47 protein-coding genes are annotated in these 22,872 nt (G+C 71.7%); 7 read left to right on the forward strand and 40 right to left on the reverse strand.

The window, feature by feature from the left end:
- Positions 1–22 precede the first annotated feature (22 nt).
- The gene (locus ACFV20_RS19295; protein ID WP_385658109.1) at positions 23–232 is read left to right on the forward strand and encodes a hypothetical protein; all 210 of its coding nucleotides are present in this window, start codon (positions 23–25) and stop codon (positions 230–232) included.
- On the forward strand, positions 229–579 hold the full coding sequence (locus tag ACFV20_RS19300) for a hypothetical protein (RefSeq protein ID WP_385658111.1): 351 nt from the start codon (positions 229–231) through the stop codon (positions 577–579). Before ACFV20_RS19295 ends, ACFV20_RS19300 begins: the two co-directional genes overlap by 4 nt.
- A gap of 169 nt (positions 580–748) precedes the next feature.
- On the opposite strand, the gene ACFV20_RS19305 is transcribed toward ACFV20_RS19300, so the two are convergent.
- Positions 749–1,042, reverse strand: a complete 294-nt coding sequence (locus tag ACFV20_RS19305; RefSeq protein WP_385658112.1) for a hypothetical protein — start codon at positions 1,040–1,042, stop codon at positions 749–751.
- Between the two features lie 222 nt (positions 1,043–1,264).
- Between ACFV20_RS19305 and ACFV20_RS19310 the strand changes: the two genes are divergently transcribed.
- Positions 1,265–1,444 carry a hypothetical protein gene (locus ACFV20_RS19310; protein ID WP_385658113.1) on the forward strand — a complete coding sequence of 60 codons (180 nt, stop codon included), beginning with the start codon at positions 1,265–1,267 and terminating at the stop codon, positions 1,442–1,444.
- 240 nt (positions 1,445–1,684) lie between these two features.
- Here ACFV20_RS19310 and ACFV20_RS19315 read toward each other — a convergent pair whose 3' ends face one another.
- From ACFV20_RS19315 to ACFV20_RS19340, 6 genes are all read right to left on the reverse strand, one after another.
- A complete protein-coding gene (locus tag ACFV20_RS19315; protein ID WP_385658115.1) occupies positions 1,685–3,442 on the reverse strand; it encodes an FtsK/SpoIIIE domain-containing protein in 1,758 nt (585 codons plus the stop codon).
- Positions 3,443–3,501: 59 nt separating this feature from the next.
- Positions 3,502–4,440, reverse strand: a complete 939-nt coding sequence (locus tag ACFV20_RS19320) for a hypothetical protein (protein ID WP_385658116.1) — start codon at positions 4,438–4,440, stop codon at positions 3,502–3,504.
- 14 nt (positions 4,441–4,454) lie between these two features.
- Positions 4,455–4,694, reverse strand: coding sequence for a hypothetical protein (locus tag ACFV20_RS19325; protein ID WP_385658117.1), 240 nt, complete (start codon positions 4,692–4,694; stop codon positions 4,455–4,457).
- Between the two features lie 19 nt (positions 4,695–4,713).
- Positions 4,714–4,962 carry a hypothetical protein gene (locus ACFV20_RS19330; protein WP_385658119.1) on the reverse strand — a complete coding sequence of 83 codons (249 nt, stop codon included), beginning with the start codon at positions 4,960–4,962 and terminating at the stop codon, positions 4,714–4,716.
- A gap of 82 nt (positions 4,963–5,044) precedes the next feature.
- On the reverse strand, positions 5,045–5,218 hold the full coding sequence (locus ACFV20_RS19335) for a hypothetical protein (RefSeq protein WP_385658121.1): 174 nt from the start codon (positions 5,216–5,218) through the stop codon (positions 5,045–5,047).
- 76 nt (positions 5,219–5,294) lie between these two features.
- A complete protein-coding gene (locus ACFV20_RS19340; RefSeq protein WP_385658122.1) occupies positions 5,295–5,438 on the reverse strand; it encodes a hypothetical protein in 144 nt (47 codons plus the stop codon).
- A gap of 325 nt (positions 5,439–5,763) precedes the next feature.
- Between ACFV20_RS19340 and ACFV20_RS19345 the strand changes: the two genes are divergently transcribed.
- The 3 genes from ACFV20_RS19345 (at position 5,764) to ACFV20_RS19355 (ending at position 6,850) form a co-directional block, all read left to right on the forward strand.
- Positions 5,764–6,063, forward strand: coding sequence for a helix-turn-helix domain-containing protein (locus tag ACFV20_RS19345; RefSeq protein ID WP_385658124.1), 300 nt, complete (start codon positions 5,764–5,766; stop codon positions 6,061–6,063).
- Complete coding sequence (locus tag ACFV20_RS19350; protein ID WP_385658125.1) at positions 6,056–6,550, forward strand: DUF6221 family protein; 495 nt, start codon at positions 6,056–6,058, stop codon at positions 6,548–6,550. Before ACFV20_RS19345 ends, ACFV20_RS19350 begins: the two co-directional genes overlap by 8 nt.
- 171 nt (positions 6,551–6,721) lie before the next feature.
- Positions 6,722–6,850, forward strand: a complete 129-nt coding sequence (locus ACFV20_RS19355) for a hypothetical protein (protein WP_385658127.1) — start codon at positions 6,722–6,724, stop codon at positions 6,848–6,850.
- A gap of 3 nt (positions 6,851–6,853) precedes the next feature.
- Here the strand turns inward: ACFV20_RS19355 and ACFV20_RS19360 are convergent, their stop codons facing one another.
- The 18 genes from ACFV20_RS19360 to ACFV20_RS19445 all read right to left on the reverse strand — a co-directional run bounded on the left by ACFV20_RS19360 (position 6,854) and on the right by ACFV20_RS19445 (position 16,050).
- A complete protein-coding gene (locus ACFV20_RS19360) occupies positions 6,854–7,039 on the reverse strand; it encodes a hypothetical protein (protein WP_385658129.1) in 186 nt (61 codons plus the stop codon).
- Between the two features lie 3 nt (positions 7,040–7,042).
- The gene (locus tag ACFV20_RS19365) at positions 7,043–7,210 is read right to left on the reverse strand and encodes a hypothetical protein (protein ID WP_385658130.1); all 168 of its coding nucleotides are present in this window, start codon (positions 7,208–7,210) and stop codon (positions 7,043–7,045) included.
- A gap of 501 nt (positions 7,211–7,711) precedes the next feature.
- The gene (locus tag ACFV20_RS19370; protein ID WP_385658131.1) at positions 7,712–8,032 is read right to left on the reverse strand and encodes a hypothetical protein; all 321 of its coding nucleotides are present in this window, start codon (positions 8,030–8,032) and stop codon (positions 7,712–7,714) included.
- Positions 8,033–8,035: 3 nt separating this feature from the next.
- Positions 8,036–8,323: a hypothetical protein gene (locus tag ACFV20_RS19375; protein WP_385658133.1), complete on the reverse strand. Its 288-nt coding sequence runs from the start codon at positions 8,321–8,323 to the stop codon at positions 8,036–8,038.
- Entirely contained in the window at positions 8,320–8,442 is a 123-nt protein-coding gene (locus ACFV20_RS19380) for a hypothetical protein (protein ID WP_385658135.1), read from the reverse strand. The genes ACFV20_RS19375 and ACFV20_RS19380 overlap by 4 nt, the downstream gene beginning before the upstream one ends.
- A complete protein-coding gene (locus ACFV20_RS19385; protein ID WP_385658136.1) occupies positions 8,439–8,750 on the reverse strand; it encodes a hypothetical protein in 312 nt (103 codons plus the stop codon). Before ACFV20_RS19385 ends, ACFV20_RS19380 begins: the two co-directional genes overlap by 4 nt.
- Positions 8,747–8,968 carry a hypothetical protein gene (locus ACFV20_RS19390; RefSeq protein ID WP_385658138.1) on the reverse strand — a complete coding sequence of 74 codons (222 nt, stop codon included), beginning with the start codon at positions 8,966–8,968 and terminating at the stop codon, positions 8,747–8,749. The genes ACFV20_RS19385 and ACFV20_RS19390 overlap by 4 nt, the downstream gene beginning before the upstream one ends.
- A 112-nt stretch (positions 8,969–9,080) precedes the next feature.
- A complete protein-coding gene (locus ACFV20_RS19395) occupies positions 9,081–9,293 on the reverse strand; it encodes a hypothetical protein (protein WP_385658139.1) in 213 nt (70 codons plus the stop codon).
- Positions 9,294–9,522: 229 nt separating this feature from the next.
- Complete coding sequence (locus ACFV20_RS19400) at positions 9,523–10,323, reverse strand: hypothetical protein (protein ID WP_385658141.1); 801 nt, start codon at positions 10,321–10,323, stop codon at positions 9,523–9,525.
- 56 nt (positions 10,324–10,379) lie between these two features.
- Positions 10,380–10,808, reverse strand: a complete 429-nt coding sequence (locus ACFV20_RS19405; RefSeq protein ID WP_385658143.1) for a hypothetical protein — start codon at positions 10,806–10,808, stop codon at positions 10,380–10,382.
- Positions 10,809–10,933: 125 nt separating this feature from the next.
- A complete protein-coding gene (locus tag ACFV20_RS19410; protein WP_385658145.1) occupies positions 10,934–11,371 on the reverse strand; it encodes a hypothetical protein in 438 nt (145 codons plus the stop codon).
- Positions 11,368–12,219, reverse strand: coding sequence for a hypothetical protein (locus tag ACFV20_RS19415; RefSeq protein WP_385658146.1), 852 nt, complete (start codon positions 12,217–12,219; stop codon positions 11,368–11,370). Before ACFV20_RS19415 ends, ACFV20_RS19410 begins: the two co-directional genes overlap by 4 nt.
- Positions 12,220–12,282: 63 nt before the next feature.
- On the reverse strand, positions 12,283–12,588 hold the full coding sequence (locus ACFV20_RS19420; protein WP_385658148.1) for a hypothetical protein: 306 nt from the start codon (positions 12,586–12,588) through the stop codon (positions 12,283–12,285).
- Positions 12,585–13,118 carry a hypothetical protein gene (locus tag ACFV20_RS19425; protein ID WP_385658150.1) on the reverse strand — a complete coding sequence of 178 codons (534 nt, stop codon included), beginning with the start codon at positions 13,116–13,118 and terminating at the stop codon, positions 12,585–12,587. Before ACFV20_RS19425 ends, ACFV20_RS19420 begins: the two co-directional genes overlap by 4 nt.
- Positions 13,119–13,150: 32 nt before the next feature.
- On the reverse strand, positions 13,151–13,678 hold the full coding sequence (locus tag ACFV20_RS19430; RefSeq protein WP_385658152.1) for a hypothetical protein: 528 nt from the start codon (positions 13,676–13,678) through the stop codon (positions 13,151–13,153).
- A gap of 190 nt (positions 13,679–13,868) precedes the next feature.
- Entirely contained in the window at positions 13,869–14,693 is an 825-nt protein-coding gene (locus ACFV20_RS19435; RefSeq protein WP_385658153.1) for a DNA adenine methylase, read from the reverse strand.
- Positions 14,690–15,301: a hypothetical protein gene (locus tag ACFV20_RS19440; protein WP_385658155.1), complete on the reverse strand. Its 612-nt coding sequence runs from the start codon at positions 15,299–15,301 to the stop codon at positions 14,690–14,692. Before ACFV20_RS19440 ends, ACFV20_RS19435 begins: the two co-directional genes overlap by 4 nt.
- The gene (locus ACFV20_RS19445) at positions 15,298–16,050 is read right to left on the reverse strand and encodes a helix-turn-helix domain-containing protein (RefSeq protein WP_385658156.1); all 753 of its coding nucleotides are present in this window, start codon (positions 16,048–16,050) and stop codon (positions 15,298–15,300) included. The genes ACFV20_RS19440 and ACFV20_RS19445 overlap by 4 nt, the downstream gene beginning before the upstream one ends.
- Positions 16,051–16,301: 251 nt before the next feature.
- Between ACFV20_RS19445 and ACFV20_RS19450 the strand changes: the two genes are divergently transcribed.
- Entirely contained in the window at positions 16,302–16,505 is a 204-nt protein-coding gene (locus ACFV20_RS19450; RefSeq protein WP_385658158.1) for a hypothetical protein, read from the forward strand.
- A gap of 58 nt (positions 16,506–16,563) precedes the next feature.
- On the opposite strand, the gene ACFV20_RS19455 is transcribed toward ACFV20_RS19450, so the two are convergent.
- The 15 genes from ACFV20_RS19455 to ACFV20_RS19525 form a co-directional block, all read right to left on the reverse strand.
- Positions 16,564–16,944 carry a hypothetical protein gene (locus ACFV20_RS19455; protein WP_385658159.1) on the reverse strand — a complete coding sequence of 127 codons (381 nt, stop codon included), beginning with the start codon at positions 16,942–16,944 and terminating at the stop codon, positions 16,564–16,566.
- The gene (locus ACFV20_RS19460) at positions 16,941–17,264 is read right to left on the reverse strand and encodes a hypothetical protein (protein WP_385658161.1); all 324 of its coding nucleotides are present in this window, start codon (positions 17,262–17,264) and stop codon (positions 16,941–16,943) included. The genes ACFV20_RS19455 and ACFV20_RS19460 overlap by 4 nt, the downstream gene beginning before the upstream one ends.
- Before the next feature lie 55 nt (positions 17,265–17,319).
- Positions 17,320–18,087, reverse strand: a complete 768-nt coding sequence (locus ACFV20_RS19465) for an RNA ligase family protein (RefSeq protein WP_385658162.1) — start codon at positions 18,085–18,087, stop codon at positions 17,320–17,322.
- 26 nt (positions 18,088–18,113) lie between these two features.
- Entirely contained in the window at positions 18,114–18,194 is an 81-nt protein-coding gene (locus ACFV20_RS19470) for a zinc-ribbon domain-containing protein (protein WP_385658298.1), read from the reverse strand.
- Positions 18,191–18,517, reverse strand: a complete 327-nt coding sequence (locus tag ACFV20_RS19475; RefSeq protein ID WP_385658164.1) for a hypothetical protein — start codon at positions 18,515–18,517, stop codon at positions 18,191–18,193. The genes ACFV20_RS19470 and ACFV20_RS19475 overlap by 4 nt, the downstream gene beginning before the upstream one ends.
- 65 nt (positions 18,518–18,582) lie before the next feature.
- On the reverse strand, positions 18,583–18,840 hold the full coding sequence (locus tag ACFV20_RS19480) for a hypothetical protein (RefSeq protein WP_385658166.1): 258 nt from the start codon (positions 18,838–18,840) through the stop codon (positions 18,583–18,585).
- The gene (locus tag ACFV20_RS19485) at positions 18,837–19,148 is read right to left on the reverse strand and encodes a hypothetical protein (protein ID WP_385658168.1); all 312 of its coding nucleotides are present in this window, start codon (positions 19,146–19,148) and stop codon (positions 18,837–18,839) included. Before ACFV20_RS19485 ends, ACFV20_RS19480 begins: the two co-directional genes overlap by 4 nt.
- Positions 19,145–19,702 carry a WhiB family transcriptional regulator gene (locus ACFV20_RS19490; RefSeq protein ID WP_385658170.1) on the reverse strand — a complete coding sequence of 186 codons (558 nt, stop codon included), beginning with the start codon at positions 19,700–19,702 and terminating at the stop codon, positions 19,145–19,147. Before ACFV20_RS19490 ends, ACFV20_RS19485 begins: the two co-directional genes overlap by 4 nt.
- On the reverse strand, positions 19,699–20,121 hold the full coding sequence (locus tag ACFV20_RS19495) for a hypothetical protein (protein WP_385658172.1): 423 nt from the start codon (positions 20,119–20,121) through the stop codon (positions 19,699–19,701). Before ACFV20_RS19495 ends, ACFV20_RS19490 begins: the two co-directional genes overlap by 4 nt.
- A complete protein-coding gene (locus ACFV20_RS19500; RefSeq protein ID WP_385658174.1) occupies positions 20,118–20,591 on the reverse strand; it encodes a helix-turn-helix domain-containing protein in 474 nt (157 codons plus the stop codon). The genes ACFV20_RS19495 and ACFV20_RS19500 overlap by 4 nt, the downstream gene beginning before the upstream one ends.
- On the reverse strand, positions 20,588–21,103 hold the full coding sequence (locus tag ACFV20_RS19505; protein WP_385658176.1) for a crossover junction endodeoxyribonuclease RuvC: 516 nt from the start codon (positions 21,101–21,103) through the stop codon (positions 20,588–20,590). The genes ACFV20_RS19500 and ACFV20_RS19505 overlap by 4 nt, the downstream gene beginning before the upstream one ends.
- Complete coding sequence (locus ACFV20_RS19510; RefSeq protein WP_385658177.1) at positions 21,100–21,285, reverse strand: hypothetical protein; 186 nt, start codon at positions 21,283–21,285, stop codon at positions 21,100–21,102. The genes ACFV20_RS19505 and ACFV20_RS19510 overlap by 4 nt, the downstream gene beginning before the upstream one ends.
- Entirely contained in the window at positions 21,282–21,773 is a 492-nt protein-coding gene (locus ACFV20_RS19515; protein WP_385658179.1) for a hypothetical protein, read from the reverse strand. Before ACFV20_RS19515 ends, ACFV20_RS19510 begins: the two co-directional genes overlap by 4 nt.
- The gene (locus ACFV20_RS19520; RefSeq protein WP_385658181.1) at positions 21,773–22,297 is read right to left on the reverse strand and encodes an exonuclease domain-containing protein; all 525 of its coding nucleotides are present in this window, start codon (positions 22,295–22,297) and stop codon (positions 21,773–21,775) included. Before ACFV20_RS19520 ends, ACFV20_RS19515 begins: the two co-directional genes overlap by 1 nt.
- Positions 22,294–22,824, reverse strand: coding sequence for a hypothetical protein (locus ACFV20_RS19525; protein ID WP_385658183.1), 531 nt, complete (start codon positions 22,822–22,824; stop codon positions 22,294–22,296). Before ACFV20_RS19525 ends, ACFV20_RS19520 begins: the two co-directional genes overlap by 4 nt.
- Between the last annotated feature and the right edge of the window lie 48 nt (positions 22,825–22,872).

Genomic DNA, 22,872 nt, shown 5'->3' on the forward strand with positions numbered 1-22,872 from the left:
CTACACCCGATAGGCTGACGGCATGCCCAACCAGCCGAAGACACCCATCAGCCGCTTCCGCATCGACGCCGACGAGTGGCAGGCGTTCGGAGAGGCTGTGCCGCAGGACACCGACCGCTCCGCCGTGCTGCGGGACTTCGTGGCCTGGTACCTACGACGTCCCGGGGCGCGGATGCCCAAGCGGCCCGACACGAGCGAGCGCGCGGCGAGCAGCGAGGAGAAGACCGCATGAGCGCGGCGGGCCCGCTCGGCCCGGCTGGGAACAACGTGCGGCGCAACGTCCGCCGCCTCCGCGAGGAACGCCGCTGGGGGTACCGGCACGTCGAGGAGCGCCTCGCGCAGCTCGGCCGGCCCATCCCTGCGCTCGGGCTGAGTGCGATCGACGCCGGGGAGCGGCACGTCGATGTCGACGACCTCGTCGCCCTGGCAGCCGTCTTCGGCCTGGGCGTGGAGGAGTTGCTCCAGCCACCCGCCGACTGCCGCACCTGCCACGGCGCGCCGCCGGCCGGCTTCATGTGCCTGGAGTGCGAGACGAGCAGCCTGCCCGCGCGCACTGCGATGGCGCGGCGCAACGCCTGAGCCGCGGCATGACGAAGGCCCCGCCCGGAACTCCGGTGCGGGGCCTCTCGCTGTACGGGCGCGGCGGTTGCACGGATCGAAGCTCGCAGCTCACTCCCCGCACAACCGCCGCTCCCCGCGACGCTACGCCCCACCGGGCGCGCATGTCACTACCCCCGAACGGGTGACGTCACGGCGAGGCCGCGGCGCTCTCCATCGCCCGGCGCATCGCATCCTCGACCGCCTTGTCCGCCTCCGGACTCTTCCAGTAGTCGGCGATCACCTCACCCGTGATCCGCTCCAGAGTCACCTGGTCCACCCCCACACACTCCGGCGGCGCGGGGAGGGTTGGCCCGCCCGGGCCGGCCTCGGTGGCTGTGCGGAGGTTCTCGGTGAGCGCGGCCTTGCATGAGCTGGGGTTCGCGGTGGTGGTGTCGTCGTCGAGCCACACGCCGAGGGCGCCGCCGATCGCGAACGCAGCCACGACGGCCGCGCCAGTCCATGCGGCGAAGCGGCCCCAGCGCGGCGGGCCAGGCGGCGGAGGCGGTGGGTACGGCTGTTGGTGCATCGGTCCCCCAGGTGGTGTGTGTGCTGGGGTGCATGATGCGCTCGTGTGGAGGTGGCGTGGAGGCGCTGTCGCCGTTCTGTGACCCGAATCCACCCGAACCGGTAGCCGGGCCCAGCGGGTAACGGCGACACTGCGGGCATGGACGACGTGGTGTACATGGTGCGCGGCGGCACGCGAGAGGCCTGCCAGCGGGAGCTCGACCGGCTCTGCGAACTCCTCGGCGCCCGCCCGACGATGCGCCCCTCCGACAGCACCGGCCGCGGCTGGGTCGCCCGCGCCGTACCCGCAGCCCGCACTCCGGAGCCGGCGGACCGGTAGCCCGGGCATGCGCCGGCCCCACCGCCCTGGGGGGAATGCGGTGGGGCCGGGTGCGCGGTGCCTGACGCGATTCTCAGTGTCGCAGCGCTGTCAACTCGCCTTCTGGGGGCGTGGCAGCGGGTCCCCTGGCCGGTCCCCTACCGCCTGGACCCCTCTCCCCCAGGGGGCGCCGTGAGGCCACGTAAGGGAACGGGGCAGGGGACCCATCGAGACGCGCTCTGACCTGCTGATTCCCTCGGTTCAGGGGACGGATACCGCCTGCGCTTCCCACGCCTCCGCGGGCACCAGACGCCACGTGCCAGCGTCCGTCCGCTCGACCTCCGGCTTGAGCCCTTCGATGGCCTTCAGCACCTGCCGCTCCTCCAGGTCCGTCGCCTGCTCCAGCTCGCGGCGGGTGGCGTTGCCGTACTTCGCGAGCGCGGCCTTCACCTTCTCCTGGTTGGACGCCCCGCCCACCGGCAGGATCAGCCGCTTCCCCACCGGCGCCCGCACCGTCGTCGCCCCGATCCGCGCCACCTCCGCCTTGAACTCATCCCCCGTCAGCCACATGCCCTTGTACGGGGCCGCCACCTGGTGGACCGGGGACTGGAGCAAAAACTTGCCGGGCTGGTCCAGCTTGCCGGGCTCCCAACCTGGGGTGTTGCCGAAAATGAACCTCCTGTGGTCCGCGTCGTTCATGCGGGTGGACAGCCGGTTCGCGTAGTTGCCGCGGGCGTCCGTGGTGCCGCCGAAGACCTTCCGGGACGGCTGCTGGGTCGCGGAGAGGAAGTGCATGCCGGCGAACCGCATCAGCGCGAGCAGGCCTTCCTGCTTCTTCGACGCGGGGTCCTTCTTCCACGGGCCGACGTCGCCTTGGCGGACCAACTCGGCGAGCTCGTCCTCGATGACCCAGATCGCGGGGCGGCCGTGCTTGGCGGGGTCCCACTCCTGGTCACCGGCGGCGGCGAGGATCTCGCCGCGTTCGTCGAGTTCCTGCCGCAGCCAGTCGAGGAGAGCGTGCGCCTGCTCCGGTGTGGCGGCGAGGTCCTGGAGGAGCGGCAGCATGGGGGTGAGCTCGGGTGCGCCGGGCTTGAGGTCGATGCCGTAGAGGACGGTGTCGGGCCGGTCGGCGAGCTGGACCGCGATGGACCGGACCAGGGTGGACTTGCCGAACTTGCTGGACCCGGCGACCAGCGTGTGGTTGTAGGCCAGGTCCAGCCAGACCGGGTTCAGGAACCGGTCCACGCCCAACAGGACTGGGTCGGTGAACCGGGCGCCTGTGGTCCGCTCGTAGGGGATCACGGCGGAGAGGGGGTCGCCGTCGATGAACCGGGCGATGAGCTGGTTCGTGAGCGCCCCGTCTTCCAGCATGAACTCCCCGGCCACGCCCATGCCGGAGGCGACGCGGTCCCACGCGGAACGGAGCTTGGCCCGGTCCAGGTTCACGGGTAGGTCGAGGACGGCGGTCCATCCGGTCTTGGTCCGTTCCACGGTGCAGCCCGGCAGTTCGGTCTGGAACAGTTCGTGGACCACGGTCCGCAGCCTGGTCTCTTCCACGGTCCGCCCGGTGAGGTTCGGTCCGGCCTGGATCGGTTCGGGGGTGGTCCGCTGGACGAGGGCGTGGTGGGCCATCTGCTGCCGGATCAGCGCGGTGTTGAGCCGGGTCTGGTCCATGTTCAGCTTCATGTCGTCGTGCCGGGTGTGGTGCTTGTACACCAGCCGGGCGGCGACCGCGGCCGCGCTGGCGACGAGCCACGCATAGGCGGTGGGGCCTATCCCGCCGACGGTGGTGACGCCAGCCTGAGTGAACGCCCCGGTCATGGCGAGGGCGCCCCAGGACAGGGCGGGTGACCACTTCTTCGCGAACGACGTCCAGGCGAGATTGCCGGTGGCGACCGCGGTAGCGAACTCGACGACGGCCGCATCGGTGCCGTACTGCAGCTCGGCGATGAGGGCGGCGCCGGTGACGATGCTCGGCGCGGTCAGGCTGGCGGCGATGTCGGCGCGGCTGATCTTCACTGGTGCTCCGTGGCGAGACGAGGCGGCCCCCGTGGTGGCGGGGGCCGGCGGCGGGGCGGTCAGTTGTACTGGCGGAGCTGGTCCTTCGCGGCGGTCAGTCGCCGGTATGCGGTGGACGGGGGTACGCCGAGGATGTCGGCGGCGTCCTGCTTGGTGATGGTGTCGCCGCGGCGCAGCTTGGCGAGGAGCGTGGCGACCTGGTCCTCGGGCTGGACCGGCCGGTCCACGGCGCGGCCCGGAGCTTGGGCCACGGCCGGGGCGGGGGTGGGTTCGAGCTGCTCAACGGGCTGGTCCACGGTCTGGACCGGGCGCGGTTCGGGCCGGTCGGCGGGCCGGTTCACCGGTTCGACGACGGGCGGGGCGGTGGGGCGGCGGGCCTCCAGCGCGAGCCGGACACCGACGGTGCGTTCCTCGGACAGGAGCCGGTCCCGCTCCCCCAGGGCGAGGGCCATCTCGGTGCCGGCCTGCTGCTGCAGGGCGCGGAGGTAGGCCTCGTACTTGGGGTCGAGCTTGATGCGGATGGTATGCATGCCGATCGCCCACACGCCTTTCGCGGCGACGGAGACGAGGGCGCCGACGATGCCGACGAGGAGCGCGTCGTCGCGGTGGCCGTGAAGGATGATCGCGGCGACGGACACGGCGAGCATGGCGAGTCCGGCGTTGCGCGGGAGTGCGGCGCGCTTGGTGTCGTAGCGGAGGAGCCATTCGGCGACGAGGCAGGCGGCCCATCCGGCGTCGAACACTCCGGCGACGAGGTAGGCGGCCCAGCTCGGGGCGAGGATGCCGAGCATGCTGCCGATGGCGACGGTGCCCCAGACGATGGCGCCGATGGTCATGAGGATGGCGGCGGTGAACAGGGCCTTGCGGAGGAGGCTGTCGAGGTTGAACGGCAGCCGGGGCGCGGGCGGGGTGGTGTCGGGGATGTCGTAGTCGACGGGGATGCCGTTGACGGTTTCGGTGATGGTGCGGGTCGGGTGGCGGCGGAACAGGCTGGGCATCGGGGGTCTCCGGGTCAGGCGTAGGGCTGGTCGGGGGTGGGTTCGCCGCGGGCGATGCGCGCGGCGTCGAGGAACCGCTGCGCCTCCTCGTGGTCGAGTTCGATGCGGTACTGGCCGAAGGTGTAGGCGGCCAGGTGCGCGGCGGTGACGTGGGCGGGTTCGCGGTTGGCGCTGATGAAGGCCTCGCGGAGGAGGTGGTGGGCGGCGCGCATGAGCTTGTTGTGGCGCTGGCGGGCCTTGAATGCGGCGAACATGGGATCGAATTCCTTCCGGTCAGGCGTGCGCGCGGGCTCGGGCGGGGCGGTGGGTGCGGATCTGATAGGCGATGTAGAGGGCGCCGGCGGTGAGGAGCGCGGCTTCGGGCTGCTGCTGGGCGGCTTGGGCGATGCCGGTGACGATGCCGAGGAGCAGCGCGGTACCGAGCTGCGCCAGGTGGGCGGTGGCCTCGGGGTGCATGCCGGCGAGGATGATCAGGCTGGCGATGAACAGGTTGCGGATCAGGTGGTCGGGGCGGCGTCGCATGGCTGCTCCTGGGTGGCGGTCGGGGCGGGCTGGCCGGTTCTCCTTGCCGCCCGGCGCGGGTCCGGGCGACGCGGGCAGCCGGTCAGTCTTCGTAGAGCACGCGGGCGCGGCGCCACACAGGCTGCTCGCGGAGCTTGCGGTCGAGCTCGGCGTTGACGGCGCGGGATTCCTGCGAGTCGCAGTCGTTCCTGCCGTTCGGGTCGGGACGCGCAGCCATCAGCCGCTTGATCTCGGCGCGGTCCTGCTTCCAGCCCATCTCGGGCTCCTCTCACGTTGGGGTGGCTGGTGCCGGGCGCGGGACGGGGGACGGCCGCGCCCGGTGGTCTGGGGTGTCAGCGGTGGTGCCGGTCCTGCTGGTCCATGCGGTCGCGGATGTCGGCGCCTTGGGCGTAGTCGGCGGCGCAGTTCTCCGGCGTGGCGGGCTCGGCGAGGATCCGGTTCGGCTGCGGCGTGAGGTCCTGCTGCTCGCTGCTCATCGGCCGGTCCCCTGCTGCGGGAAGGGGTGCTCGGCGAGATGGGCGGTGAGGGCCCGGCCTTGGGCGGCTTGCGCGGGGTGGCGGAGGCTGGAGCACAGGTTGCAGCCGCGTGCCGTGTGGGGGGTGGGCTGGCCTTGGGGTTGATCGGTACGCTCGGGCATGCCTGCCTCTTCGTGGTGTTGTAGGTGGGCGCCCCCGGCCCATATGGCGTTCGCAGCGCCGGGCCGGGGGCTTTGTGCATCAGCAGCGTTGGGCTGCTTCCGCCACTGTATGGCATGCCATACGCTGAGGGGAAGCAACCCGCCCGAACGAGATGAGGCCGGGTGTGATCGAGGAGGTTCAGAGGGTGGTCGACGCCATGAACGCAGTGCGCGCTATCGAGGACCCAGTGCGGAGGGCGCGGGCCATCAGCGAGCTTCTGAAGGCGCAGACGGAGAAGGAGCCTGAGCTCCGGGAGGAGCGGCGGGAGATCGTGCTCAAGATGCGCGAGGAGAACGTATCGTTCCGGAAGATCGCTGCTGCGTTGGACGTCTCACTCGGAACGGTGCAGGACATCGTGCGTGGGCACTCCGGACCGTGGGGAACGCGGTCGAAGAAGGGGCAGGAGGAGGCGCAGGATGGATGAGTTGGTGCGGTGGCTGGGCGAGCAACTCGACGAGGACGAGCGGATCGCACGCGCGGCCACGCCCGGCCCGTGGCGTCAGCACGACACCCACCTCGGGCAGTACGGGCACACCGCGACCGTTCTGTCCGGGGAGCGCAACGACACCGAACTTCGGGCGTGGCTGCCGTCCATGAGTCAGGAGTCGTGGGACGAGACGCGGAACGTGTGGAACGACGCCGTGCACATCGCCACCCATGATCCGGCGCGGGTGTTGCGCGAGATCGACGCCAAGCGGCAGGTGCTCACGGGGTACACCAAGACCGTCGAGAGGGTGGAGGAACTCGAAGCCCTCCGTGAGCGGTTGAAGGCCCGCGGCCAAGACGTGTTCATGACCGAGATGGACCGGGCGTCCGCCATTCATAAGCGCGACGTACTGCACGGCGTGCTTCAGATCCTCGCCCTGCCCTACGTGGACCGGCCCGGCTACTGCGAGGAGTGGCGGCCGTAGCCTCACCGCGTAGCTGCGCCCCCGGCCGTCGTGACTCGGTCCGGGGGCGCTGTGCTGAGTAGCACCGCCCGGTCGGCAGAGCAGGACGACCCGGGCGGCAGGATCAGCGTCGCACGCCCGTCAAGCCGCTCCCGGGATGCCGTGTGGCTGGTGCTGGGTGAGGCTGGCCTCATGCCCACGGTGATCGTGTACCCGCCCGACGAGCAGGGCGGCCGCAGGGTGCGTGTCGACGAGTTGGATGTGGCGCGGGCGGAGTGGATCGAGTGGCGGGGCGGCGGGCCGGACGTGTGGGAGCACTGAGCCTTACGGCTGCTCGTCGATGGGGTAGAAGGGCGAGTCGGGGCATTCGCGGTTCGTGCAGATGACCTTCTCGTTGTCCGGGTCGGTGGGTTCGGCGTAGCGGCGGAGGCCCCAGCAGCGACACGTAGGGCATGGTTCTTGCGGGCCGGGCTTGGTCTGGTGCAGGAACGTGTTGAACGAGAGGTCCATGCGTCACTGCCCGTCGTCGGCGGCCGGGCGCTGCTTGCGCTGCCACTCGTCGAAGCGAGCCACGATCTCGGCGTCGGTCTTCTGTTCGTTGTCCGGGGTGCGTTCGATGATGGCGGTGACGCGGCGGTCTTCGTCCTCGTGGGTGACCATGCGGTACTTGGGGTCGAGCACGGGTGCCTCCCTGGTGCGTGGGTGTCCAGGCTGCGCGTGCGACGGTTTCAGGTCAATGGTGCCGACATCTTTCGGTCAGGCGTGTCCGGGCGTATGGTCGTGGTCCCCGCGAAGGGGGCGCCCTCGGAGGCGCATCGGCCCGCTGTCCCGGGGGTACGGGGCGGCGGGCCGCCTTGCTGTCTGAACGCGCGAACGCCCCGCCTCGGGGTGGGGCGGGGCGCTCGGTGCGCGTGCCCCGAGAGACCTTGGCCGACTTGCGGCTCCGGCGTTCGCGTCATGCCGTGTGGCCCGCTCGGCTGTGCCGGCCTCGTCTCCGGTGCCCGGGTTTCCCACGGGCAGACGAGCGTTGCCGGGGTCCAGGATGCCACGCCGGTCAAGCTGGGGCGGGCTGCTCACCACATGCGGCAGGCGCGCCACAGCAGTTCGGCTGCGAGGGGGCAGCGGTGTCCGGCGAGCCAGCAACCAGCCGCGTCGATCTGCTGGGTGATCCAGCCGTGCAGGTCAGGCACCGGGGGTCTCCTCAGCCGCGGTCGGCTGGGGCTGGGTGAGGCGTCGGACGAGTTGCCACACGCCGACCGCGGCGAGGCTGAGGGGCCACACGACGGCGGCGCAGGCGCCCATCATCACGCCGCTGATGAGCTGCTCCTTGTTCGGCGGGGGCGGGGGTCCGTCGCCGCGGTGCTCGTCGGCTGCCTCGTACCGGGCGACGGCGACGGCGGCGATGATCCAGGCGATGAGGGCGAGGGTGATGTAGGCGATGACGTATTCGGTGGGTACGTCGCTGCTGCCGTGGCTGCGGCTGCGGACGGGGTGGACGGCCATGGGCTACTGCTCCTTGCTCGTGGCGGGCATGAGCGCCCGCATGTACTCGGTGATCTCCTCGACGCTCAGCGGCGGGGGCGCTCCGGGGGTGGGGCGGCAGTGGACGACGCCGGGCTCGATGGTGTGGTCGGAGACGAGGGGCCAGCCGGTGAGGCGGGCGGCTGCGAGCAGCTCGGGGTCAGCGCGGGGCTCGTGGTCCTTGGGCCGGAGGATGTCGCGGAGCAGGTCGAGAGTGCCGGGCTCGGCGGCGATCTCCTGGACGGGGTCGACGCGGACGAAGTACAGCTTCACCACTGCTCCTTGATCCAGTTGGCGGGGGTGAGGGTGAGGCGGCCGTCGGGGAGTCGGTCCCACCAGTAGGGGCGGCCGAACAGCCAGACGACGCGGAGGGCGTCGGGGTCGCGGATCACTTCCGAGCCTCGGTCGCTCGGGTCGCTGCCGTGGCCGGCGCGGGCTCGTCGAGGGCGCGGATGGTGGGGCAGGGCCAGGGCGCGGACAGGCGGCCGAAGTCCGTGGTGCAGATCGCGCAGTAGTCGCCGTCCTGGTAGTGCAGGGCGCGCACCCGGGCGACGGCGGCCTCGGCGAGTTCGGCGCGCCGTGTGAGGTCGATGGCGCGCTCGTTCATGTCGCCTTGGAGTTCCTCGTACCGGTCGAGGTCGGCGCACAGTTCGTCGTACTGGTCGCTGGTGAGGTGGTCCAGCGGGATGCGGTCGGTCACTGCTGCTCCTGGTCGGGGGTGTCGAGGTCGAGGCCGGCGACCATCTCGTCGAAGCGGCGGCGGGTGTGGGCGATGAACGCCTGGTGCGCGGCGTCGACGGCGGCGGCGTCTTGCTGCTCGGTGCCGCCGATGAACACGATGCGGACGCGGGCGGTGCGGTGGCCGGCGCACCATCCGGCGGAGGCGGCGAGGACCGCGGTGAGGACGTACGGGATCACGGTCTGCTCCTGCGGGTGAGTCGGGTGTGGAGGGCGCGCCATGCCCAGCCGAGTAGGAGCAGGGCGGCGGAGATGAACGGGGCACAGATGATGCCGAGGCCGAGGCCGCCCATCACGTGGTGCTGCCGTTGAGGGCGCGGGCCACGGCGAGGGCGTGGTTCGCGGCGGTGATGGCGGGGAGGGCTTCGACGAGATCGGCGGTCTGGTCGAGCCACTTCGCGAGCGGCGAGCGGACCTCCTCCTCGATGCAGACGGCAGGGCCGCCTCGGTGGAGTGGGTTGCGGAGAGCGAAGGCCGCGGCGCGGAGTTCGTCGGCGGGGTTCATGCGGTCTCCTCGTAGGTGAGTGGTTGGCTGCGCGTCCACAGGGGCGCGTGTGGCGCCCGTTGACGGGCGGGGTGGACGCGAGGGGCCCGGCGGGCGCGTGAGGCTGCGAGACGGCCACACAGCCACCGTGCTGCGCCTACGACGGCCAGAGCGGCGAGGCCGGCCCCGGCCGCCACCCATGCGGTGGCGGCCAGGACGACGGTGAACGCGGTGTCGACGAGGTCGGCGATCACGACCCGGCCCCGTCCTGCCGCGCCCCGTCGCCGGGAGCGAGGAGCGGCCGGGTGAGGATCGCGCGCGCCTCCTCCTGCGCCGCCCGATACCCCCGCCCGAAGTCACCGTTGCCGATGTCGGCGTGGGACCAGATGAGGACGCGGCCGATGCGCGCTCCGTCCGTCGTCCATGGCGCCTCGGTGCCGGGCTGCGCCCCGTCGGCCATGCGGCGCAGCTCGCCCCGGTTCACCCCAGTGCGGAATGTGCCGTCACCGAGCGGGTAGACGGCGACGGTGTCGGACCAGTGGAACCCGCGCTCGTCGACGTGATCCCCACGGTGCTGCGCCGCTCGGATGCACAAGCGCGGCCCGGCCTCGTAGTTGCGGTTCTGGGCGCTGCACTCGGCAGCCGGGGCCTCTGCGGAGTCGGCCCGGGACACGGGCGACGGCAGCACGGCCAGCAGCGCGCCCAGTGCAGCCACGGCGATGTTCCGCGGGTCGTCCTCGACGCACATTCCGCTGTCGCTGCGCCCGCACTTCTCCCACACGGCGGCGGCGATGGCCTCCAGTTGCGGGTGGCCGTCGATCCATGCGGCAGGCGCGGCCCGGTCGACGGCAGGCGCGGCGGCGGGCGGGGGCTGTCGGCGCTGCTGCTCGCGGCGCAGTTCCCTGTCCCAGACTGCGCGCAGGTCGTCGATGGCCCGGTGCACGGGCCTGGCGAGGGTGCCGCCCGCGTCGGTGATGGCGTGCTGGAGGGCGTACAACTCTCGGATGTCGTTGACGCTGCCGTCAGCGAACGTCTCGGTCTGGTCGGTCATCGGGTTCTCCGGTGTGGGGTGGGGGCCGCCGGGAGCAGCCCCCACAAGCGGGCGGGTCAGGCGGTGGTGCGGGCGCGCTCGTAGCGCTGGCGGGCGGCGATGAACTCGGCGTCGCCGCCACGCTCGGACGGGTCGAGCATCGCCAGGCAGCCCAGCCATTCGGCGAGAGCGAGACCGACGGTCGGGCCCATGGCGGCGAGGTATGCGGCGAGTTCGGGTGTCTCCGTTTGGGCAACGTCGTACAGGCCGTCCTCCCCCTGGGTCACGAAGGTGTCATCGGCGTGGAAGGGCAGGTGCGCGAGGTTGGGCGGGCTGATTGATGAGACGAGGGTTCGGACCCTCTCGGCGGCGGCGGCCAGTTCGTCGGCGGGTGTGGTCATGGTCTGCTGCTCCTGGTGGTGGTTGTGCGGGCGGGGGTGGGTGGTGTGGGACGCTGAGCGGAGGCCCGGCCGGCTTGCCTCCGGCCGGGCCGTCTGCGTGGTCATGCGGCGTTCTTGGCGCGGTGGGCGCGGAGGCGGCAGGCGGGTGAGCAGAAGCGGCAGCACCCCACGGCTCGGCGGCGGGGACGATCCAGCGGCGGATCGTGCGGGTGACCGTCTCGGACGTGTAGTCAGCCACGGCTCGCCCCCTCAGCAAGGGCCTGGGCGACGCCATAGCCGCGGTACTCCAGGCGTTTGGCGGCTTCCTTCGCCAGTGAGAGAGCGGTGTCGTGGTCGAAACGGTGCGCGGCGATCCATTCGCCCTGGGCCTTCTCGTACTCGTCGCACTCGTCGTCGGTGGTGGGCTCGGCTCCGTCGCGCCAGTGGAAGCCGAAGGACCACGTGCCGTCGTAGCCGAGGAGCCGCGTCCGGTTGACCACGGCCCACTTCCCGTCGCCCCGGTACTCGACCTGGACGGTGAACAGGAACCGCTCGTCGTGGCCTTCGGGCAGGCAGGAGACGACGTACCCGGTCGCCTGAACGATCGGTTCGGGCTGGCCGGGCTTGACGTGGCCGAGGCCTTCGCGGATCTCCCGCATCGTCATCGCACGTTTCGGCTGGTCGGTCATCGGGTCTCCTCGGTGGCGAGGGTGAGGCGGGCGGGGCAGAAGCGGGCGGCCTTCTCGCCGGCGAGGCTCAGCCACATGAACTGGCCCACGGTCAGGGCCCGGTCGGTCTGGAAGAAGCAGTCGGCGAGCTCCGGCTGGCCGAGCTCGGTGAGCTTCGGCTTCAGGTGCGGGATGGCGTGGGCGGCGACCTGGCGGGCCGCGGCAGCGCGGTCGGCGAAGTCCACGGTGATCGGCGGGACAGGCCACGCGGGGCCGAACTCGATGCGGTAGGTGGTGGGCTGGTCGGTCATGGGGTCCTCCAGGTGAGGTGGGTAGGGTTCGGGCCAGGCCCGGGACGCGATAGGCGCGCGTCCCGGGCTGCTGGCGTTCACGGGGTGGGCACGGCGGCGGGCTTGTGCTTGCAGTCCGCCCAGGCGACGACCGGCGGATACGGGTCGGCATCCCCCACGGGCGCCTCGGAGCAGGCCTCGCAGATCTCCGCCGGGGATCTCGTCACCGTCGTCGGTGAAGAACTCCTCGCACTCGCGCTCCAGGCACTCCAGCCCGGCGGCCTGGACGGTGACCGCACGGTGCTGCGGCACAGCGGCCGTCGCCAGGGGTCGGGCGTGGTCGCGGTTCTCACAGCGGGCCCACGGCACCATGTAGCCCAGCTCGGAGGAACAGGCCTGGCAGCCGAGGAACCCGACGGGCGCGGCCAGGCAGAGAATGCCGTCGTCGTAGGGCTGGTGGCCCAGCGTCATCCACTCGTCCCAGGCGTCGGTGTTCCGCTCGGGGATGGGCTTGTGCGGGCAGTGCTCGGTCTCGGCGTCCCAGTAGAACTGGGCGGGCTCGTGGTCGTGGTCGGTCATCGGTTCTCCTGGGTGTCGTGGTGCCGGTCGGGGTGGTGCGGGCGGTGGGGCATGTTGGTGCCGCTACGCCGTTGCGGCCGGTTGTCGGGCGGGGGTTCCGCTGCCGGGGCAGGGGTGTCCGTGGGGTCCGTGTCGGCGGATGCGGCCCTGCTGGGTGACGAGGGGCCGGGCGGTGCAGGCGGGGCAGGCGGCGCGCTCGCGGGGCTGTGTGCTGCGGGGGACGTACAGGCCCCAGCCGCCCGACAGCAGGTATTCGGCTGCGCGTTCGGCTGCGCCGCGGGGGGTTTGCCGGTGCTGGGGGGTGGTGAGGCGGTAGTCGTCGAGGGCGGCGGCGATGACGGCTATCGCAGCGTCGGGGATCGCGGTCACCGGGAGGCCTCCTCGGGCGCCTCGTCCTCGAAGGGCTCCAGCAGGGCGTAGGCGGCCTCCCGGTCGCCGGTCAGGTATTCGACTGCGTAGTCCCCGAGCCGCTCCCGCTTCAGCCAGCCGCGCTGCTCGGCGACGAACCCCTTGTCGTCCCACGCCCCGTCACCGATCCGGGACGAGGAGCCGGTCTCGTCGGCACGGTCCAGGCGGGAGGGCGGGAAGCCGTACTCGATCGCGGTCTCCCGGGACCAGACGCCGGCGGGCATGTCGCAGACGTTGGACCAGCCGACGTACTGGTCTTTGTCGCGGTGGGGCTTGACGATCAGGCAGCGGAGGCGCGGGTCGTTGGCGGCCTTCAGCTCGGCGAGCTCGTCGCGCTGGCGGCGGATCTCAGCGATGAGTGTGGGTACTGCGGTGGCCATGTCGCAGGCCGGGCCGCAGAGCACGGTCAGGTGTGTGTGGCCCTTGGCGTAGGCGGCGGCGCGCGCCTCGTACTCGTTGAGCTGCTGCTGGGTGAGCGGCTTGCTGGTCATGGGTTGGCTCCGGAGTCGTGTTGGCGGACGGTTCAGACGGCGGTGGCAGCCCACTTGGCGAGGGCTTCGAGGTCGGCGTCGAGAAGGCCGAGCCGCGGGCTGACCCAATGGAGGAGCGCGGGCCCGTCGTGCTCACGGGCGACGTACTCGCGGTCGATGTCGTCGAAGTCGTCGTCGATCCAGGCGAACGGCCGGCCCTGCGCCCACTCGACGACGTGCCGGGTCTTCCAGAACGTCCCGCCGACGCAGCCGGAGCGCGGGCCCTGCGCTCCCTCGGGCCACTCGATGACGGGCAGCTCGGGCAGGCCGATGTGCGGGCCGATCCACTCGTTGGCCTCGTGGGCCCAGGTGGTGCACCAGACGAGGTCGAACGGCAGGGCCTGAAGCGCGGCACCGTGCGTCGGGTTCAGCCAGACACGCAGCGGCTTCTGCCACGGCTGCTCCCAGCCGGTGGGGCGCATGCGGTGGGTCTGGTAGCCCTCGGGGCGGCGGTGCGGCGGGGCCGCGTACGGGTTGAGGGGGCCGTCGACGTCGATGAGGAGGAGCGGGCGGCTGGTCACGGATTCGTCTCCTGTGCGTCATGTGCGTCGAGTCGTGCGGGGTGCGGCTGCTGGAGTCGTCGGCCGGTTCTGGTGGTGCAGGGGGCTCGTTCGGGGGCCCGGCAGTGGGGGCAGGGAATCGAGCGGGCGGGGTGGGCGCCGGTGCGGTTGCGGAGTTCGTCGGGCATGGGGGCACCCGGCCGGCGGGCGGTCACCGGGCTGTCTCCGCGGCGAAGAGGTCGAGCTGGTTACCGAGACGGCAGTTGGACCACAGCACCTCGGTGCGCGCCTTGTCGGTCTTGGCGTTGCCGGTCATGGACGCCTGCGCGTAGCGGTGCCAGCCGTCGTACAGTTCGAGGTAGAGGTCGCTGTCGTAGCCGGACAGGACGACCGATGCCCGGCATTCGGCGAGTGCGGCCGCGAGCGCCCGGTGATCGGCCTCGCCCTTCATCTCGCAGCGGTAGTTGTTGCCCCACCCGCGGGTGCTGCCGAGGTACGGCGGGTCGACGTACAGCAGGACGTTCGGCCGGGACCCGTAGCGGGCGATCAGCTCCAGCGCGGGCAGGGCCTCGAGGGACACGCCGTGCAGGCGTTCGGCAGCGGCGGCGAGCCGGTCGGCGTAGGCCTCGAGGTAGCCGGGCATCGACGTGGACGAGCCGGCGGGGTCGATGTAGTGCCGCCACCCGGTGTTGCGGAGGGTGCCGGAGCGGCCCTGGGCGAGGCGGGACCAGATGCGGCGGGCCAGCTCCAGCTCGTCGGTGGCGGGGTCCCAGGTGGCGGCGAGCTCGGCGCGGCCGTGCGGGGTGAGCATGCACGCCCGCAGCAGTTCGGCGGGCCGGTCGCGGAGCACGCGCCAGAACGTCATCAGCTCGCCGTCGAGGTCGTTGACGGTCTCCATCCGCGAGGGCTGCTTGGCGAGGAGGACGGACAGGCCGCCGGCGAACGGCTCGACGTAGTGCTCGTGGTCGGGCAGCAGCGAGACGATCCAGTCGGCGATGCGCTGCTTGCTGCCGAAGTACGGGACCGGGCTCTTCACGCGTTGGTCTCCTCGGTGAGGTGGCGGGAGGCGTTCTTGCGGCGCTGCTCTTCGGCGGCGGGGTCGTGCTCGCGGCCGTGGACGGCGTGTTCGCGGGCTTCGTGGGGGGCGCGTTCGCGGCCGCCGGCCATGCGGCAGGGGCGGCCGATCGCGGCGCGGCAGGCGGGGCATTCGACGCCGAGCGGGCCCGGGCGGCGGACGGTCGACACGTCGGCGGCCGGGACCTGGCGGCCGACGGCGCCGAGGAGTTCAGCGACGGGCCGCTTGGGGAGTTCCTTGGCGATGACCGGGGGCCGGGCACCGTCACCGGTGGCGGCGAGCTGCTGCCTGTACCGCTCCAGGTAGTTCGGGTCGCGGTCGCCGGTGGGGGGTTCGTACACGAAGTCGTGGGTGCGTTCGCTGCGGATCTTGCTGATCTCGGCGGCGATTTCGGAGGGGGCGACGAAGGGCTGCCGGTGGGCGATGCGGGCTGCGGCCTGGCGGGCGTCGTCGAAGTTGTAGGGGGCGAGGATGTCGTACCAGGCGTCGGCGGTGTACTCGTCGAACTTCTGCTGGGGGCAGGCGGCTCGGACGTAACGGCAGAGAACCGCGGCTTCCTTGCTGTTCATGCGGTGCCTCCTTGGGCTTCTGTGGCGGCGTCGCGGGCGGCGGCGCGGGCCATGGCGCGCTCGAACCAGCCGTCGACGTCGGCCTGCTGGGCTTGCTGGCGGGAGGTGAAGGGGATGACGTCACCTCCGGTGGCCTTGCGGAGTTCGGCGAGGGCGAACTGGAGGGTGCCGCCGGTGACGGGCTTGGAGAGGTCGCCGATGCGGACGAGTGCGGCCCGGAGCTCGGTGGGATCGATGCCGTTGGTGAGGGCGTCGGCGATGGCCCGGCGGATGGTGCTCTTCGCCTGGGCGGTGCGTTGGCCGTATCGCTCCCACCACTCGTCGAAGAGTTCGTCAGCGGGGGTGCGCTCGGTGCGGCGCGCAGGGGGGTTCTTCTGACGGTTCTCTGTTGGTTCTCTGAAGGGTTCGGGTGAACTTTGGACGGGGTTTCCGGTCTCAAAGTTCGGGGTTTCTGCTTCAAAGTTCGGGGTTTCGGGCGCAGAGTTCGGGGTTTCTTCGGCCGATACCCCGTCGTTCTGACGGGGTTCCTCGCCAGTAACCCCGTCAGATGTGCGGGGTTTCGGGACGATGCGGTACCGATTCGAGCGGTGCCGGCCGCCGCCGTTCTCGACGTCCAGCTCGCCGAGTTCGGCGAGCGTGGCGATGGCCTTCTGGACCGCGCGGGGGCTGAGCTTCGTGCGCTCGGCAAGGTCATCGATGGACGGCCAGCAGTAGCCGTTGTCGTCGGCCCGGTCAGCCAGCGCGAGCATGACGAGCCGGGCCCCGTTGCGGGACTCGGACCGGGCCCACACCCAGTTGGTGACCTTGAAGCTCACGGGTTCTCATTTCGTGTTTGTGCTGGTCAGGGCATGTCGAAGAAAGCCCCTGTTCAGGGCGGTCTCACGGGTGCCTTGCCTGACTCTGATTCTACCCCAGGGTGTATAGTCACCCGCAATACGTTCGACGTACAGGCAGGTCGGTGGGGGTGTGTTGCCGGTGAACGGTCAGCTACCCTGTCGACATGACGACGAAGGGCACCCCCGGCCGCATGGTCCGCATCGAGGACGAGGTGTGGACGGCTTACGGGCAACTCTGCGCGGAGGAAGGCACCTCCCGCGCCGATGACATCCGTCGTCACGTCCACTCGCGCGTCGCCGCCTGGCGCAAGGAGCAGCAGAAGCGGCAGCGCGACGTGAACGCCGCGCGGAACATCGCCGAGTCCTGACACCGTCCCCTCCTCCCTCTCCGGGCCCCGCCGTGTGCGGGGCCTTCGTCGTGTGCGGTCAGGTGGCGCGGTTGAGGAGCCGTAGCCACCGTTCGAACGGCCGGCTCCGCGCCAGGACAGCCGGGTCAACCACCGCAGTGATCCGGGCGGCCTCGCACTGCCAGGACAGGTCCGGTGTCGAGCAGTCCGGGTCGGGTTCAAGGGCGCCTTCGGGCTCGACGAGGTACAGGGCGCCGTCGGGGTAGAGGGCGGCGTAGGCGCGGGCCACGTCGCGGGCGACGGTGACGTACACGACGTCGGTGCGGGTGGCGTGTGCTGGGGCCCCTATCTCGCTGGCGATAGCGGACAGGCGGTGTTCGGTGCGGGTTTGGTCGGGCGGGAGGATGAGCTGGCCAGGCTTGAGGCCGGGGTATCCGCCGTGGAAGTAGCGGCTGGTCATGTGGCCCTCCCGGCTTGGGCGGCGCGGGTGCCGCGCCAGACGGCGACTCGGGATCGCTCGCTCGTGGGGCGGGCGCTGCGGTCGGTGCCGGCGTCTTCGATGAGCCGGTCTCTGACGAGGGACTGCGTGAAGTTGCCCCAGTCCGCGCGAGGGTTCGGCGGCTCCGGCAGGTCGTGTTCGAGAGCCACCTCGTAGGTGGTGAAGCGGCGGCCGGTGCGCGCCGCGGCGACGAACGCGGGCCGCACCATGGCGACCCACGTGTGGTAGTCGGCGGCCACCGCGGGTTGGGTGCCGTCGAGGGTGGGTTGTATCGCGGGCATGAGTCCTCCAGGGGTGGCGGGCCCGCCCCGGTGGGTGGGGCGAGCCCGAGGTGAGTCAGCGGCCGTTCGCGCGGCGCTTGAGAGTCCGCGCGTAGTCCTGGAAGCGGGCCTTCGCGATCACCGACCGGTCGACGGTGCGCAGCACGATTCCCTCCGCCTGGCCGCCCGCGGTGTCGTCGAGGGCAACGCGGGTGGCGGGCAGGTACGCCGTGAGCCAGTCGTGCGTCTCCTGGATGCCGGCGGGCAGCGCGTCCGCGTCGAGGGTGGCCAGCCGCGGTGTCACCTCGATGCCCTCCGCGGTCGCGGCCCGCTGGAGCGTGGCCTCGTTGCAGAAGCGCTGCCCGCCGTTGTCGCGCCACGTGGAGATTTGGGCCCGGTCCCAGTCGAGGACGTCGGGGAGGATGCACGCGATGTCGAACAGCCGGTAGTCGACGTTGCCGTTGCCGGTGTACTGCTTGGCCGCGCCGCCGATCTTGTGGCCGTAGACCTCCAGGAAGAACACGAGGATCTGCCGGTGTTCGTCGCGCGGCTGGAGCCGGGCGGCCAGGGGCTCCAGCGCTTCCACGATGCCGAGGGCCGGGTTGTGGACGCGGTCGCCGCGAGCGTGCAGCAGTTCCTCGCGGGAGCCGATGAAGAAGTCGCCGTCGGGGAAGAGGACGATGCGGCCGTTGGTGCCGTCGACCTTCTCGGTCAGGATGACGTCGCCGGTGAAGGTGGTGGTCTCGTCGAGGAGTCCGCCGTTCTTCGGGTTGAGGGGGTGGTAGGTGGGGATGCTGGGGTACTTCGTCGCGGTGTTGAGTGCGGCGAGGTAGGGGTTGGTCATCGTGTTCTCCTTGCGGGGCGTCGTGGTCAGTGGCCGATGGGGGCGCCGCACGCCCGGCAGAAACCGGCACCGGGCGGCACGGGCGCGTGGCAGCGCGGGCAGGTCATCGGTAGTTGTGGATCAGCAGCCAGCCGGGCGCCGAGAGGCCGACCAGGCCGAGACGGACGGCCATGTCGTGCAGTGCGGCGTCCCACGCGTCGAGTTCGGCGGGCGTAGCGAGGTCGGCCGTGAGGCGCAGGACCTGGTTCTCTCCGACCTGGGTGAAGCGGGTGCAGAGGATCGCCTTGTCCCGGTCGCCGACGACGGTGTAGCCGACGGCGTCGGGGTCGTCGTTGCGCTCTGTGCCGAGCGCGCGGTCGATGGCGTCGACGTCGGTGTCAGCGGGGATCTCGAAGCCGTAGGCGAGGGCGACGGAGTGGTAGAGGCCCATCGTGTTCTCCTTGGGGTTGGTGTCCCGCCCGGATTCCGCCCGGGCGGGGCGCTGTGGGTGGGCGGTCAGTCGCAGTCGAGGTCGACGTGGACGGGCTTCGGCTTGCCGGGCTTGACCGGCTTCGCGGCGGGCGCCTCCTGCTTCGGGTTGGCGGGCCGGGCGGGTGCCGGGCGCGGGGCGGGCGGCCGGGGCCGGGTGATCGAGGAGAGGGCGAGGTCGTCGCCGCACTCGTCTTCGTCCTCGGTGTCGGTGCACGCGGCGAGCGACAGTGCAAGGACGGCGGCCACGGCAGCAGCAGCGGCGCGGAGGCGGGTGGTCTTCACGGGGTGGGTTCCTTTCGGTTCACCGCGGCCTGCGCGGCGCGGTACGTCTGCTGGTTGGAGCGGCGTTTGCCGGAGGCGACCGCCCGGGCGTCGAAGACGCGGCTGTCGTTGAGCGGGCTGGGCGTGGACCAGGCGGCGGCCGGCATGCCGGGCCCGGGCGGGATCTCAGGCAGGCCCTTGAGGGCGTTCGGGGTGTGCGCCGGGCAGCGGTGGCCGGGCAGGAAGTGGCGGACCTGGTCGGCGGCATGGCAGTAGCGCCGCTCACCGCCGATCCAGTGCCCACACACCACCGGGACCCGGCTGGTCACACCGCGACCTTGCTGGTGCCGGTGCGGCGCAGCCGGTTGTCGGCGTCCGTGTTCGCCTGGCGGCAGGGCGCGCACGGCGTCTCGCCGTTCTTCAGGTGCTGCCGGTAGCCGGGCCGGGTGCCGCACTTGGCGGGCTCCCGCTTCGTGGTCTTCGCTCGCCGCTCAGCCGAGGCTTTCGCGTGCGCGTCCCGACATGCCTGATCGATCGGCTCGCCGTACTTCACGTGCCGGTCGTATGCAGACGCCGTGCCGCACGCGGCGCGCGGACGGCCTCCCTTGCGGGGCTTGTCCGTGCCATCCTTGATGCGGATGCGGAGGGTGGTGCGGCGTTCCTTCTCGGTCAAGCCGCCCCAGGTGCCGTAGGCCTCACGGTTGGTGAGGGCCCACTCGCGGCAGTCCTCCAGCACGGGGCAGCGGAGGCACACGGCTTTGGCGTCCGCCTCTGCGGCGGCGGTGCCGTCGAAGAACAGCTCAGCCTGCCCTGCGCATGCGCCCTGGTCACGCCAGTCCGCCTTACGCTTCGTGTCCGGGGTGGATCCGGTGTAGTTGCTCACTGTGTTGCTCCGAAGATCGCGTTGTACTGGTTACGCATGGCCCGGTCCTCGACGTGACGGGGGTGGACACACCCGGTGCGTCCGCAGCCGCTGGTGACGTGGCCGCGGGGTTCGCGGCCGTTACCGATGCGGAAGGCGACGCGGTGCACGGAGCGGCTCTTGCCGCCGTGCTTGATGACGGAGCCGTAGGTGGCGTCGTAGGCGGGCCAGAGGAGGTGCCCGTCATCGGTGGGCTGGGCGCGCCGCCAGAACCGGTCCTCGATGGTGTCGGTGGCCTTCGGGCCGGGCCGCCCGGCCGGCAGGTTCAGTGCGGCGCGGGCGTCGGTGACGCTGGGCTCGGTGACGTTGAGGCGGCGGGCGATGGTGCGGTCGCCGTATCCCGCGTGGAGCAGCTCGGCGACATCAGCGCGAACGTTCACAGGGCCACCGCCTTCCGGACGCGGTGAACCGTCCGACGCGAGCAGCGGACCCGGCGCGCGATGACCGCGGACGACATCTGCTGCCGGTCGAGGCGCACGATGGCCGCGCGCCTCTCGCGCGGCGTGAGCCGCTCCGGCGGGTCCCCAGCGACCGCCCGCTCGATGGCCGCCTCGTCGGGTTCGGCCGGCTGGTAGCGGCGTCGGCTCTGGTCGGCACTGTGCAGGCGCCTGCACTCGCGGCAGTTGATGTAGCCGCGCCCGTCGCGGGCCAGGTTCTCGGGGAACGGGTGGCCGTGGCGGCAGGCCGCGCTGTCCGCGGTCGTGAAGTATCCGGGCAGCCCGAGCTGTTCGCGGTAGCGGGCGACGGTGTGGCGGTTGACACCGGTCCGCCGTTGCACTTCTGTGTTGCTGTGGCCGTCGCGAAGCAGCTGCTCGACTTGCTGGCGGACGCTCTGGGGAACACCGATCACGATGCCACCTCCGCGAGCTCGGGCCAGGTGACCTTGCTGAGGCGGTCGCGCTGGGCCTGCGGCATGGTGAACTCGGCGTGCCCGTACCAGTCGAGGGCGGCGGCGCGGAGCCACCAGGCGTCGCACTGGTTGTCGTCCGCGAACTCGCGGCCGGTCCGCTTCAGGGCCGCGATGGCCATGGCGGTCTTGTCGGCGTTGCCCTTGCCGGTGGCGTAAGCCTTCAGCGTGGCCGGGGTGACGACCGCGTACGGAATGCCGTATCGCAGCAGGACGAGGCGTGCGACGCCGTGCACCATGCCGGTCACACCAGCCGACTTGGCGTGGGTCGGGAGGTCTTCGATGGCCGCGAAGTCCACATCGAAGGTGGCTTCGGTGATGGCGCGCTCGATCTCCTTCAGCCGTGCGTCGCCAGTCTTCTGCTGGGTGGCGATCGTGTGCGTGGTGCCGTCGGGGAGGCAGACCCCGGTGGCCGTGATGGACAGGTCGAGCGCGAGGACGCGGGGCGCGGTCATCGGTTCCCCCCGAGGATGGTGTGGCCCTCCGTGCACAGCAGCGCGGAGCCGTGGATGGTGGCGGCGGTCTCGACCTCGCAGGCCGGGCAGAACGCGAACCGCTGCGTCGTGAGCTGGCCCGGGACACGGGCCGCCCGATGGCGGCCCACGCCGCGGAGCAGATGGCGAACGGTGAGCTTCACGCCGCGCTCTCCTCAGCCGCCCGGAGCATCCGGGCCTGCGCCTCGTTCACCCGCTGCACCTCGAACAGCTGGTCCTCCAGCGCGCCCGCCGCCTTGTTCCGGCGGAACAGCTCGCCAACGAGCCGCGACTCCGCCGGCGTGTACGTGCGGGCCGCCGGGAGCGCGCCCGGGGACGGCTGCCGCTGCTCGATCTCGACGGTCAAGTCGACGCCCGCGGAGCCGAGCTGCTGCCGCAGCGCGAGCGCCTCGTCACCCCGACCGGCCGTCTCCAGCGCCACGACCTGTGCGGCGACGATCCCGCGCAGCGCAGTGGCCTCCCCGTGCAGCCGGTTGATCGTCTCCGCGGCCGACGCATCGGCAGCAGCCTCCCGGGCCGTCTTCTCCGCGAGGGCCTCCTCGGCGTCCAAGCGGCGCTTCCGCTCCCGGAGGAAGAGGGTGGTGGCCTCGTCGCTCTTCGCCTTCCAGTGCTTGGCATCACGTCGACGCATCACAGGGACTCCGATCGCTGGTGCGGGATGAGCGGCCAGTCGCCGCGGACGAACTTGGCCCGGTCCTCTTTGCCGGGCGTCCGACGGAAGTAGTCCGCGAGGGACTCCGCCTGCTCACGCGCCCACACGGTCTGCTGGGCGTGCAGGTCGTCGCCGACGGTCTCGGCGAGGGGCTGCACGCCGTGGCGGCGCGCCTCCCGGTCCAACATGGTCAGGTCGTAGGCGGCGTTCATCGCGACGACCGGGATCCCCGACAGGACCACCGCGGTCAGCGCGGTGACGACCTGCTCGACGACCTCCCCGGCCGGACGCCCCTCGGCGCGGGCCCGCTCCGTCGTGATGCCGTGCACCGCCGCGGCGGCCTCGGGGATGTCGAGGCCCGGGTCGGCCATCCACGTGGCGGAGGCAACCGCCTCGGTGCCGCCGCACTGAACGACGCATGCAGTGACGATCCGGTCCCGCTCCGGGCTGACGCCCGTCGACTCGATATCGAAGCCAGCAAGGCGGCCGAGGTACCAACTCACTCGGCACCCCCGGCAGTCAGCTCCGGCAGGGCCACCGTGGCCAGACGGCCCTCGCGCCAGGCCTGCATGACCTGGTCGCGGCCGTCCTTCTTGAAGCGCACCGCGTGCGTCCGGGCCCGGGCCGGGGCGATTGCCACGCCCGGCACGTCGTGGATCACGCCGGTCTCCGGGTCGGCGTACTCGGTACTGCCGGCCGCGGTCATCTCGGCGAGGAGCTTCTTCGTGAACGCGGGCTGCACCTCGGTGACGAACCGGCGGATGATCTCGCTGGCGTAGTTCTCCCGCACCCAGGCGGTGAACTTCTCCTCGTCGACGACCTTCGCCGCGGTCTCCCCCGAGGAGAGGCTGACGGTGGCGATGTCGGGCCCGTCGGGGATGGTCACCTTCACCTGCGTGGCACCGGTCTCCTCGGCGGCCGCGTCGAGGAGCGTCTGCGTCTCGGCGCGGGCCGCCTTGTAGGCGTCGTTCACGACGTCGACGAGGGTCTTGAGGTAGGCCTCGCGGGCTGCTGCCTCTTTCAGGCTCATGTGTGTTCTCCTTGAGCGGGGCCGCCCTGCCTGCTTCGGACGGGCAGG

This window comes from Streptomyces sp. NPDC059696, from assembly GCF_042733745.1.
Lineage (GTDB): Bacteria > Actinomycetota > Actinomycetes > Streptomycetales > Streptomycetaceae > Streptomyces.

Excerpts from the sequence above, each read along its gene's own strand:
- ACFV20_RS19295 (WP_385658109.1), top strand. The coding sequence starts at position 23 with ATGCCCAACCAGCCGAAGACACCCATCAGCCGCTTCCGCATCGACGCC.
- ACFV20_RS19300 (WP_385658111.1), top strand. The coding sequence starts at position 229 with ATGAGCGCGGCGGGCCCGCTCGGCCCGGCTGGGAACAACGTGCGGCGC.
- ACFV20_RS19310 (WP_385658113.1), top strand. The coding sequence starts at position 1,265 with ATGGACGACGTGGTGTACATGGTGCGCGGCGGCACGCGAGAGGCCTGC.
- ACFV20_RS19320 (WP_385658116.1), bottom strand. The coding sequence starts at position 4,440 with ATGCCCAGCCTGTTCCGCCGCCACCCGACCCGCACCATCACCGAAACC.
- ACFV20_RS19325 (WP_385658117.1), bottom strand. The coding sequence starts at position 4,694 with ATGTTCGCCGCATTCAAGGCCCGCCAGCGCCACAACAAGCTCATGCGC.
- ACFV20_RS19330 (WP_385658119.1), bottom strand. The coding sequence starts at position 4,962 with ATGCGACGCCGCCCCGACCACCTGATCCGCAACCTGTTCATCGCCAGC.
- ACFV20_RS19335 (WP_385658121.1), bottom strand. The coding sequence starts at position 5,218 with ATGGGCTGGAAGCAGGACCGCGCCGAGATCAAGCGGCTGATGGCTGCG.
- ACFV20_RS19340 (WP_385658122.1), bottom strand. The coding sequence starts at position 5,438 with ATGAGCAGCGAGCAGCAGGACCTCACGCCGCAGCCGAACCGGATCCTC.
- ACFV20_RS19350 (WP_385658125.1), top strand. The coding sequence starts at position 6,056 with ATGGATGAGTTGGTGCGGTGGCTGGGCGAGCAACTCGACGAGGACGAG.
- ACFV20_RS19355 (WP_385658127.1), top strand. The coding sequence starts at position 6,722 with ATGCCCACGGTGATCGTGTACCCGCCCGACGAGCAGGGCGGCCGCAGG.
- ACFV20_RS19360 (WP_385658129.1), bottom strand. The coding sequence starts at position 7,039 with ATGGACCTCTCGTTCAACACGTTCCTGCACCAGACCAAGCCCGGCCCG.
- ACFV20_RS19370 (WP_385658131.1), bottom strand. The coding sequence starts at position 8,032 with ATGGCCGTCCACCCCGTCCGCAGCCGCAGCCACGGCAGCAGCGACGTA.
- ACFV20_RS19395 (WP_385658139.1), bottom strand. The coding sequence starts at position 9,293 with ATGAACCCCGCCGACGAACTCCGCGCCGCGGCCTTCGCTCTCCGCAAC.
- ACFV20_RS19400 (WP_385658141.1), bottom strand. The coding sequence starts at position 10,323 with ATGACCGACCAGACCGAGACGTTCGCTGACGGCAGCGTCAACGACATC.
- ACFV20_RS19405 (WP_385658143.1), bottom strand. The coding sequence starts at position 10,808 with ATGACCACGCAGACGGCCCGGCCGGAGGCAAGCCGGCCGGGCCTCCGC.
- ACFV20_RS19410 (WP_385658145.1), bottom strand. The coding sequence starts at position 11,371 with ATGACCGACCAGCCGAAACGTGCGATGACGATGCGGGAGATCCGCGAA.
- ACFV20_RS19415 (WP_385658146.1), bottom strand. The coding sequence starts at position 12,219 with ATGACCGACCACGACCACGAGCCCGCCCAGTTCTACTGGGACGCCGAG.
- ACFV20_RS19425 (WP_385658150.1), bottom strand. The coding sequence starts at position 13,118 with ATGACCAGCAAGCCGCTCACCCAGCAGCAGCTCAACGAGTACGAGGCG.
- ACFV20_RS19440 (WP_385658155.1), bottom strand. The coding sequence starts at position 15,301 with ATGAACAGCAAGGAAGCCGCGGTTCTCTGCCGTTACGTCCGAGCCGCC.
- ACFV20_RS19445 (WP_385658156.1), bottom strand. The coding sequence starts at position 16,050 with ATGCTCGCGCTGGCTGACCGGGCCGACGACAACGGCTACTGCTGGCCG.
- ACFV20_RS19450 (WP_385658158.1), top strand. The coding sequence starts at position 16,302 with ATGACGACGAAGGGCACCCCCGGCCGCATGGTCCGCATCGAGGACGAG.
- ACFV20_RS19455 (WP_385658159.1), bottom strand. The coding sequence starts at position 16,944 with ATGACCAGCCGCTACTTCCACGGCGGATACCCCGGCCTCAAGCCTGGC.
- ACFV20_RS19460 (WP_385658161.1), bottom strand. The coding sequence starts at position 17,264 with ATGCCCGCGATACAACCCACCCTCGACGGCACCCAACCCGCGGTGGCC.
- ACFV20_RS19465 (WP_385658162.1), bottom strand. The coding sequence starts at position 18,087 with ATGACCAACCCCTACCTCGCCGCACTCAACACCGCGACGAAGTACCCC.
- ACFV20_RS19470 (WP_385658298.1), bottom strand. The coding sequence starts at position 18,194 with ATGACCTGCCCGCGCTGCCACGCGCCCGTGCCGCCCGGTGCCGGTTTC.
- ACFV20_RS19475 (WP_385658164.1), bottom strand. The coding sequence starts at position 18,517 with ATGGGCCTCTACCACTCCGTCGCCCTCGCCTACGGCTTCGAGATCCCC.
- ACFV20_RS19505 (WP_385658176.1), bottom strand. The coding sequence starts at position 21,103 with ATGACCGCGCCCCGCGTCCTCGCGCTCGACCTGTCCATCACGGCCACC.
- ACFV20_RS19515 (WP_385658179.1), bottom strand. The coding sequence starts at position 21,773 with ATGCGTCGACGTGATGCCAAGCACTGGAAGGCGAAGAGCGACGAGGCC.
- ACFV20_RS19525 (WP_385658183.1), bottom strand. The coding sequence starts at position 22,824 with ATGAGCCTGAAAGAGGCAGCAGCCCGCGAGGCCTACCTCAAGACCCTC.